This is a genomic window from Streptomyces sp. NPDC017529 (assembly GCF_044329785.1).
In the GTDB taxonomy this organism is placed as follows: domain Bacteria; phylum Actinomycetota; class Actinomycetes; order Streptomycetales; family Streptomycetaceae; genus Streptomyces.
On the sequence record NZ_JBIRJY010000008.1, the window covers coordinates 1 to 7799 of the forward strand.

Annotated in this window: 6 protein-coding genes; 4 read left to right on the plus strand and 2 right to left on the minus strand. The window is 73.2% G+C overall.

All coding sequences use genetic code 11. From position 1 onward, the window contains the following. Window positions 1-811 (plus strand): ricin-type beta-trefoil lectin domain protein (locus tag ACH4K4_RS21410; RefSeq protein ID WP_398169219.1); only part of this gene is annotated, 811 nt, incomplete at its 5' end. Window positions 812-923: 112 nt separating this feature from the next. Here the strand turns inward: ACH4K4_RS21410 and ACH4K4_RS21415 are convergent. Beyond that, window positions 924-1550 (minus strand): TetR/AcrR family transcriptional regulator, encoded by a 627-nt coding sequence (locus ACH4K4_RS21415; RefSeq protein ID WP_398169221.1) that lies wholly within the window; start codon window positions 1548-1550, stop codon window positions 924-926. A gap of 177 nt (window positions 1551-1727) precedes the next feature. Here ACH4K4_RS21415 and ACH4K4_RS21420 point away from each other — a divergent pair, with 177 nt between their 5' ends. The 3 genes from ACH4K4_RS21420 (at window position 1728) to ACH4K4_RS21430 (ending at window position 5098) form a co-directional block, all read left to right on the plus strand. Then, complete coding sequence (locus ACH4K4_RS21420; RefSeq protein WP_398169222.1) at window positions 1728-3413, plus strand: MFS transporter; 1686 nt, start codon at window positions 1728-1730, stop codon at window positions 3411-3413. Window positions 3414-3536: 123 nt separating this feature from the next. Further along, window positions 3537-3953, plus strand: a complete 417-nt coding sequence (locus tag ACH4K4_RS21425; protein WP_398169223.1) for a DUF4259 domain-containing protein — start codon at window positions 3537-3539, stop codon at window positions 3951-3953. 80 nt (window positions 3954-4033) lie between these two features. Beyond that, window positions 4034-5098, plus strand: a complete 1065-nt coding sequence (locus ACH4K4_RS21430; protein ID WP_398169225.1) for an aldo/keto reductase — start codon at window positions 4034-4036, stop codon at window positions 5096-5098. Between the two features lie 51 nt (window positions 5099-5149). On the opposite strand, the gene glgB is transcribed toward ACH4K4_RS21430, so the two are convergent. Continuing rightward, entirely contained in the window at window positions 5150-7327 is a 2178-nt protein-coding gene (gene glgB, locus ACH4K4_RS21435; RefSeq protein WP_398169606.1) for a 1,4-alpha-glucan branching enzyme, read from the minus strand. Window positions 7328-7799: the final 472 nt, after the last annotated feature.

The following is a 7799-nucleotide window of genomic DNA, read 5'->3' on the forward strand; positions in this document are numbered from 1 at the left end:
CTTCGACTGCAACGGCGGGCGCGGGCAGGAGTGGCTGGACCGCGGTAACGGGTCCCTGTACAACCCGGCCTCGGGCCGCTGCCTCGACCTGCCGGAAGCCAACACCGCCGACGGCACCCGCCTGACGGTCTTCGACTGCAACGACGGCGCCGCGCAGCGCTGGAACGTGCCCGGCAGTTGGAAGAACGTCCACCAGATACTCGCTCCGGGGGACGCGGACGGCGCGCCCGGAGCCGACCTCATGGTCGCCGAAGGCCCGGACATGGTGGTGTACAGCGGAACGGCCGAAGGCCCGCTGGCCGCCGAGACGGGCACGTACAAGCTCAAGCCGGGCAAGCTCGCGGGGAAGTCCGGAGACGGTCTCGTCGAGTCCACGGTGCCCGGTGACGTGACCGGTGACGGCGTGCCCGACATCCTCGCGCGTCTTACGCCCCGGGCGGACCACAACAGTCCGGACTACGGGAAGCTGGCGCTGTTCACGGGCGCGCGGGTGGCCGACCCCAAGGGCGGCAACCGCTACACCACGGTCGGCAAGTCCATCGTCTACGGCAACGCCGGCTGGGACCTGGACGGGGTCCCCGCCCTCGCGTCCGCCGGCAACGCCCAGGGCAAGGTCGTCGACACGGGCAAGGGCTACCGCCAGTTCGTGCCCACCGCGGGCCAGGAGGCGCCGGACTTCTGGGCCACCCTGCCCGGCGGCGACAACGGCTCCGGGATCCTGCGCTTCTACCCGGGCAACCGGACGGACCACGGCGACCCCGTGAAGATCGGCGACGGTGCCTGGACCAGGGACATCGTCCGCATCTTCTGAGCTGAACGGCTGGCCTGAGCCAGGAACACAGCCGGGGCTCCCGGACGGCCACCACGGTCGTCCGGGAGCCCCTTCCGTATGCGTGCGCGTGCCGTGGGACGCGCCCGCCCCGTCAGTCCGCCGCCGTCGGCGACGCCTCCGCCGCCCGTACCGCCTCCGCCACCCGGTCCGCCGGCACGCCCGACGCGGCGAGCACCGTCTCGGCCGCCGCGTGCCCCGCCACCTCGGCCCGCAGGTCGCCTTCGTTGACCGCTTGCATCAGCCCGAACAGCGTGTGTTCGTGTACGTGCGCGAGCGCCCGGGGCGTGAGCGGCGAGCGGAACAGTCCGGCCTCCAGGCCGCGCGTCAGGATGGTCGTCGCGCGGCGCCGCACCGGCTCCAGGCGGGCCCGGATGCCCGCGTCCGTGACGCTGGACTGGGCGAGCGACACCAGCAGCCGGTAGCGGTCGGCGCACGTCCACGTGGCGAGGGTGGCGCGTGCGAGGGCCACGTCGGCGGGTTCGCAGGGGTCGGCCGTCCCGGCGGTGAAGGCGGTCGTGACGTCCTCGACGGCGGCGTCGGTCAGCGCGGTGATCAGTGCCTCGCGGCTCGGGAAGTGCCCGTAGACGGTGCGCCGCACCACTCCGGCGGCGCGGGCGATCTGGTCCATGCTCGCGTCCGGGTGCCGCAGCAGTTCGGCCAGCGCGATGTCCATGATCCGGCGGCGGTTGGCGTGGGCCCGGCTGGTGAGTGCGGTCATGGCGCTGCGGCTCCTCGGTCGGCGGACGCGTGCGGTCACGGTCCCGCTCCTCCCTCATTTTGCACACGGCTGTGCAGCGACGTAAATTGCACACCGCTGTGTAATTGCACATCCGTGTGCAAGATGGCGCGCGGCCGTGCGCCATCGAGACCGTTCGACACGTCAGGGGTGAATCGGGTGTCTCTGAAGGAGACCCGGCCGGACCAGGACAGGGACCGGCCCTATACGAAGCGCTGGTGGGCACTGGGCGTACTGTGCCTCAGCCTGCTGATCATCGTGATGGCGAACACCTCGCTCACCGTTGCGGCTCCCGACATGACCGCCGACCTGGGCCTGAGCAGTTCCGACCTGCAGTGGGTCATCGACGGCTACACCGTCCCGTACGCCGCCCTGATGCTGATGCTCGGCGCCGTCGGCGACAAGTACAGCCGCCGCGGCGCCCTCGTCCTCGGTCTGCTGGTCTTCGCCGGCGGATCGGTCGCGGGCGCCCTGGTGGACAGCTCCGGCGGCGTCATCGCGGCGCGTGCCGTGATGGGCGTGGGCGCGGCCATGATCATGCCCGCGACGCTGTCGCTGCTGGCCGCCACCTTCCCGCGCAAGGAACGCGCCCTGGCCATCACCATCTGGACCGCGACCGCCGGACTCGCCATCGCCGTCGGCCCGCTCGTCGCCGGCGCGCTCCTGGAGAACCACGGCTGGTCCTCGTCGTTCCTGATCAACGTGCCGGTCGCCGCGCTCGGCATCATCGGTTCGCTGCTGGTCGTCCCGGCGTCCAAGGCGGGCCACGGCGACCGCCTCGACTACGTCGGCGGTCTGCTGTCCGTCGTCTGGGTCGGTTCGCTGATCTACATGCTCATCCAGGGCCCGCACTTCGGCTGGGACGCCCGCGCCGTCGGCGCCGCCGTCCTCGCCGGCGTCGGACTGGTCCTGTTCGTCGTCTGGGAGCTGCGCCACCCGCGCCCGGTCCTGGACGTACGCCGTTTCGCACACCGCGGATTCGCCGGCTCCAACCTCGCCGTCGCCCTCTTCTTCCTCGCCGTCTTCGGCGCGTTCTACTACCTCACCCAGCACCTCCAGTTCGTCCTCGGCTACTCCCCGCTGGACACCGGCATACGGATGCTGCCGCTGGCCGGCGCGGTCTTCGTGGGCGCCGCGCTGACCGGCTTCCTGACGCCGCGGCTGGGCATGAAGATCACCGTGACCACCGGCATGATCGGCGGCACCGTCGCCCTCGCCCTGCTCACCCGCGTGGACGCCGGTTCCTCGTACGGGGACTTCCTCGCCCCGCTCATCGTCCTGGGCCTGGCCATCGGCCTGTCCCTGTCACCGTGCACGGACGCCATCATGGGCGCCTTCCCCGAGGACCAGCTCGGCGTCGGCGGCGCGGTCAACGACACCTCCATCGAACTGGGCGGCTCGCTCGGCATCGCCATCCTGGGCTCCGTCCTGGCGAACACCTACTCCGCCAAGCTGTCCGACGCCGCGGCGTCGGCGGCCGCGCACGGCGGCCCCAAGCTGCCGGGCAGCGCCCTGTCCACCGCGCAGGACTCGGTGGGCGCCGGACTGGCGGTCGCCAAGGAGGTCGGCAAGCAGGTCGCACAGGGCGCGGCGCCCAAGGTCGGCCCGGAGAAGGCGCAGGTGCTCGGCCTCCAGCAGGCCCAGGCGGTCGCGGACGCGGTGCGCGGGGCGTTCTCCGACGCGGTCGCGCACACCAGCGTGGTCGGCGCGGTGGTGCTCGGCGTGGGGACGGTGCTGGTCGCCGTGCTGCTGCCGCGCCGCCGTACACAGGAGCCGGACACCGCACCCGCGGCCGCCCGCGAGCCGGTCGCGGCAGGGAGCGGCAGCGCGTCCACACGCGACTGAGCCACGCCTGCGAACCCCGCACCACGCCGCCGGGCCGGTTGTCAGTGGCAGGTGCCACGATGCAGTTGGCCCGGTGGTGGTGCGGGCGTTTTCGGGGTGGGAACGAGCGAGGGGCGGAAGCTGATGGGGACGCGGGGTACGGGGCCGTTCGACGGTGACGCGGCGGCGGATTTCCTGGACGAGCTGGCCGCCATGTCGGTGGACCGGCGGCTCGGCGCGATACGCGGCGTGCTGTCCACGGCCGCCGCCGAACGGGACTACCTGGAGGCCCCGCAAGGCGGGATGGCGGTGGCCGCCGCGGCCCTGACCGCTGCCGCCCGGGCCGGTAGCGCGTCCCCGGCGGACCCCGCGTACGGCCCGGAGCTGGCGGTCCCCGCGCCGCCGCCCCAGCTCGCCGTGCTCGCGGTCCACGCCCTGGACCGGGTCCTCGCGCCGGATTCGGAACTGGCCGAGCTGTGGGACGAGTCGGGCGACGGCGGGCGGGAGTGGCGGGCGGTCCTGGCCAGGCTGCGTACGGAGCTGACGGGGCACGCGGGCTGACCGCCCGCCGTGCGGCCTACCGGCCCGGCACCTACGGTTGACCGCGGAGCGTCAGCAACACCAGCGACCGAGGAGAATCCGTGGAGTACCGCACTCTCGGGCAGTCGGGCCTGAAGGTGTCCCGGCTCGTGCTCGGCACTTTGAACGTGGGCGCGCGCGAGCAGTTCGCCCAGATCGGCGGGCTCGGCGCCGACGAGGCCCGCCGGCTGTTCGACATCGCGCTGGACGCCGGCGTGAACATGATCGACACCGCGAACATGTACTCCTTCGGGCAGGCCGAGGAGATCACCGGCGAGGCGCTGCGCGGCCGGCGCGACGACGTGCTGCTCGCCTCGAAGGTGCGGATGCAGGTGGGCGAAGGGCCCAACGAGGGCGGCGCGTCGGCGTACAGCGTCCTGCGCGAGGTCGAGCGCAGCCTGCGCCGGCTCCAGACCGACCACCTGGACCTGCTCTACCTGCACCAGTGGGACGGCCAGACGCCTGTCGAGGAGACGCTGACCGCGCTGGACCGGCTCGTCGCCGACGGCAAGGTCCGCTACGTCGGCATCTCGAACTTCAACGGCTGGCAGATCACCAAGACGCTGTACACGGCGAAGCTGCACCGCCTGGTCGCGCCCGTGGCCCAGCAGGTCTACTACACGCCCGAGGCCCGCGAGGCGGAGTACGAGATCATCCCGGCCGCCCTGGACCAGGGCCTGGGCACCCTGGTCTGGAGCCCGCTGGGGGAGGGGCTGCTCAGCGGCAAGGTGCGGCGTGGACGGCAGGTGCCGTCCACCACCCGGCAGGGCACCGACTGGCCCGAGCCGCACGTGGTCGACAGGGAACGGGCCTACGACATCATCGAGTGCCTGGCCGGTATCGCCGAGGCCCACGGCACCTCCGTCCCGCGCGTGGTGCTCGCCTGGCTGCTCGGCCGCCCCGGCGTCACCGGCCTGGTCATCGGCGCCCGCAACGAGGAGCAGCTGCGCGACAACCTCGCCGCCGCCGACCTCACCCTCACCGCAGCCGAGACGGACCGGCTCACGGAGCTGTCCCAGCTGCCCGCCTACTACCCGTACTGGCACCGTGTCATGAACGCGTCCGACCGCCCGGACCCGGCCGAGGCGCCCTTCCTGGACGGCTGGAAGCGGGCCATGGGCGGCTGAACGGGGCGGGGCCGGGGCGGGAAGGCCCCGGCCCGGAAGGGCCCCGTGCCGTCACACCGGCCGCAGCCAGACGGTGGCCAGCGGCGGCAGCACCGGCGTGACGGACGCGGGCCGCCCGTGCCACGGAACGGACGCGTCGGATACCAGCGGCTCCGGGTTGCCCACCCCGCTGCCGCCGTACCGCGCCTCGTCCGTGTTCAGGACCTCCCGCCAGGCCGCGACGTCCTCCGGTACGCCGAGGGGATACGCGTGCCGTACCACCGGCGAGAAGTTCGAGACGGCCAGGAGCGGGGTGCCGTCGGTGCCGTAGCGCAGGAACGCGAAGACGTTGTCCTCGCTGGCGCCGCCGTCGATCCAGGAGAAGCCCTCCGGCAGGGTGTCCTGCTCCCACAGCGCGGGCGTGTCCGCGTAGTGGCGGTTCAGGTCGCGGACCAGGTCCCGTACGCCCCGGTGGTCCGGCTCGGCCGAGTACGACGGGTCCAGCAGCCACCAGTCGGGCCCGTGCCCCTCCGCCCACTCCGCCCCCTGGGCGAACTCCTGCCCCATGAACAGCAGCTGCTTGCCCGGGTGCGCCCACATGAACCCCAGGTACGCCCGCTGCGTGGCCCGCTGCTGCCACCAGTCGCCGGGCATCTTGGAGACCAGCGAGCGCTTGCCGTGCACCACCTCGTCGTGCGAGATGGGCAGGACGTAGTTCTCCGAGTACGCGTACACCATCGAGAACGTCATCTCGTTGTGGTGGTACTTGCGGTGCACCGGCTCCTTGCTCACGTAGCCCAGCGAGTCGTGCATCCACCCCATGTTCCACTTCAGCCCGAAGCCGAGCCCGCCGAAACCGCCGGGCCCCGCGTGGTGGGTGGCGCGGGTGACGCCGTCCCAGGCCGTGGACTCCTCGGCGACGGTGACGACGCCGGGGCAGCGCCGGTAGACGGTCGCGTTCATCTCCTGGAGGAAGGCCACCGCGTCCAGGTTCTCCCGCCCGCCGTGCTCGTTGGGCGTCCACTCGCCGCTCTCGCGGGAGTAGTCGAGGTAGAGCATGGAGGCGACGGCGTCCACCCGCAGCCCGTCGATGTGGAACTCCTCGCACCAGTAGACCGCGTTGGCGACCAGGAAGTTGCGCACCTCGGCGCGGCCGTAGTCGAATTCGAGGGTGCCCCAGTCGGGGTGCGCGGCCCGCGCCGGGTCCTCGTGCTCGTACAGCGGCCGCCCGTCGAACTCCGCCAGCGCCCAGTCGTCCCGCGGGAAGTGCGCCGGCACCCAGTCCATCAGGACGCCGATCCCGGCCCGGTGCAGCGCGTCGACCAGGTACTTGAAGTCGTCGGGGGTGCCCATCCTGGCGGTCGGCGCGTAGAAGCCGGTGACCTGGTAGCCCCAGGAGCCGCCGAAGGGGTGCTCGGCGACCGGCATCAGCTCGACGTGGGTGAAGCCCAGGTCCTTGACGTAGGCGGGCAGCTGCTGGGCCAGCTGGCGGTAGGTCAGGCCAGGCCGCCACGAGCCGAGGTGCACCTCGTAGACGGAGAACGGCGCCGCGTGCGCCGGGCGGTCGGCGCGCCGCTCCATCCACGCCGCGTCCTGCCACCGGTGGTGCGAGGCCTGCACGACCGAGGCGTTGGCGGGCGGGCACTCCGTACGGCGGGCCATCGGGTCCGCGCGCAGCGTCCGCGTCCCGTCCGGCCGGGTGATCTCGAACTTGTACAGCTCGCCCTCGCCGAGCTCCGGCAGGAACAGCTCCCACACCCCGGACGACCCCAGCGAGCGCATGGGAAAGCCGGTGCCGTCCCAGTAGTTGAAGTTGCCGACGACGCGTACGCCCCGGGCGTTCGGCGCCCAGACGGTGAAGCGCGTCCCGGTCACCTCTTGGTGCACCATCGGCCACGCGCCCATCGCCTGCCACAGCTCCTCGTGGCGGCCCTCGCCGAACAGGTACAGGTCCAGTTCCCCGAGGGCGGGCAGGAAACGGTACGGGTCGTGCACGGTCACGGTGTTGTCCTCGTACGAGACCAGCAGCTCGTACTCCGGGATCGCGGAGAGCGGGATGACGCCCCCGAACAAGCCGTCGCCCTCGTCGTGCAGGTCGGCGCGCAGGCCCTTGGCAAGGACGGTGACGGCCCGCGCGTACGGGCGCAGCACCCGGAAGAGCACCCCGCCGCGCACCGGGTGCGCGCCGAGCAGCCCGTGCGGATCGTGGTGCGCGCCGGACAGCAGCCGGTCCCGGTCCCCGGGGTCCATCGGCGGTGCGGTCCGCACGCCCCGGCTCCCGCCGCTCGGCTCCGGCAGCGGCTCGCCGCGGTCGCGCTGGTGCGGCGGCCGCTCGCCGGTCCCGCTCGGGTCACCGGACCGTCCGGTCTCTCCAGGGGAAGCGGTCCCGCCGGGCCCGGCAGGCTCATCACGCCCCGGCAGGAAGGTCGCCGGGACACCGGACCGGCCGGCGGTTGCCTCCGAAGGTGTGCCCCGGACGGCCGTGCCACGGGCGGGCGCGGATTCTTGCGATGGGCGGCGGGACGACGAACGGGCGGTCACGAGAGGAGCCTCCTCGGCCAGATGTCTGGTATCAGGGTCGTCTGGAATGTCCGGGGTGGGGGGCCCGCGCCCCCCCCCCCCCCCCCCCCCCCCCGCGGGGGGGGGGGGGGGGGGGGGGGGGCCCCCCCCCCCCCGCCCCGGCGCGCCCCACGGGCCCACCCGGGCCCCGCCCCCGCCCCGG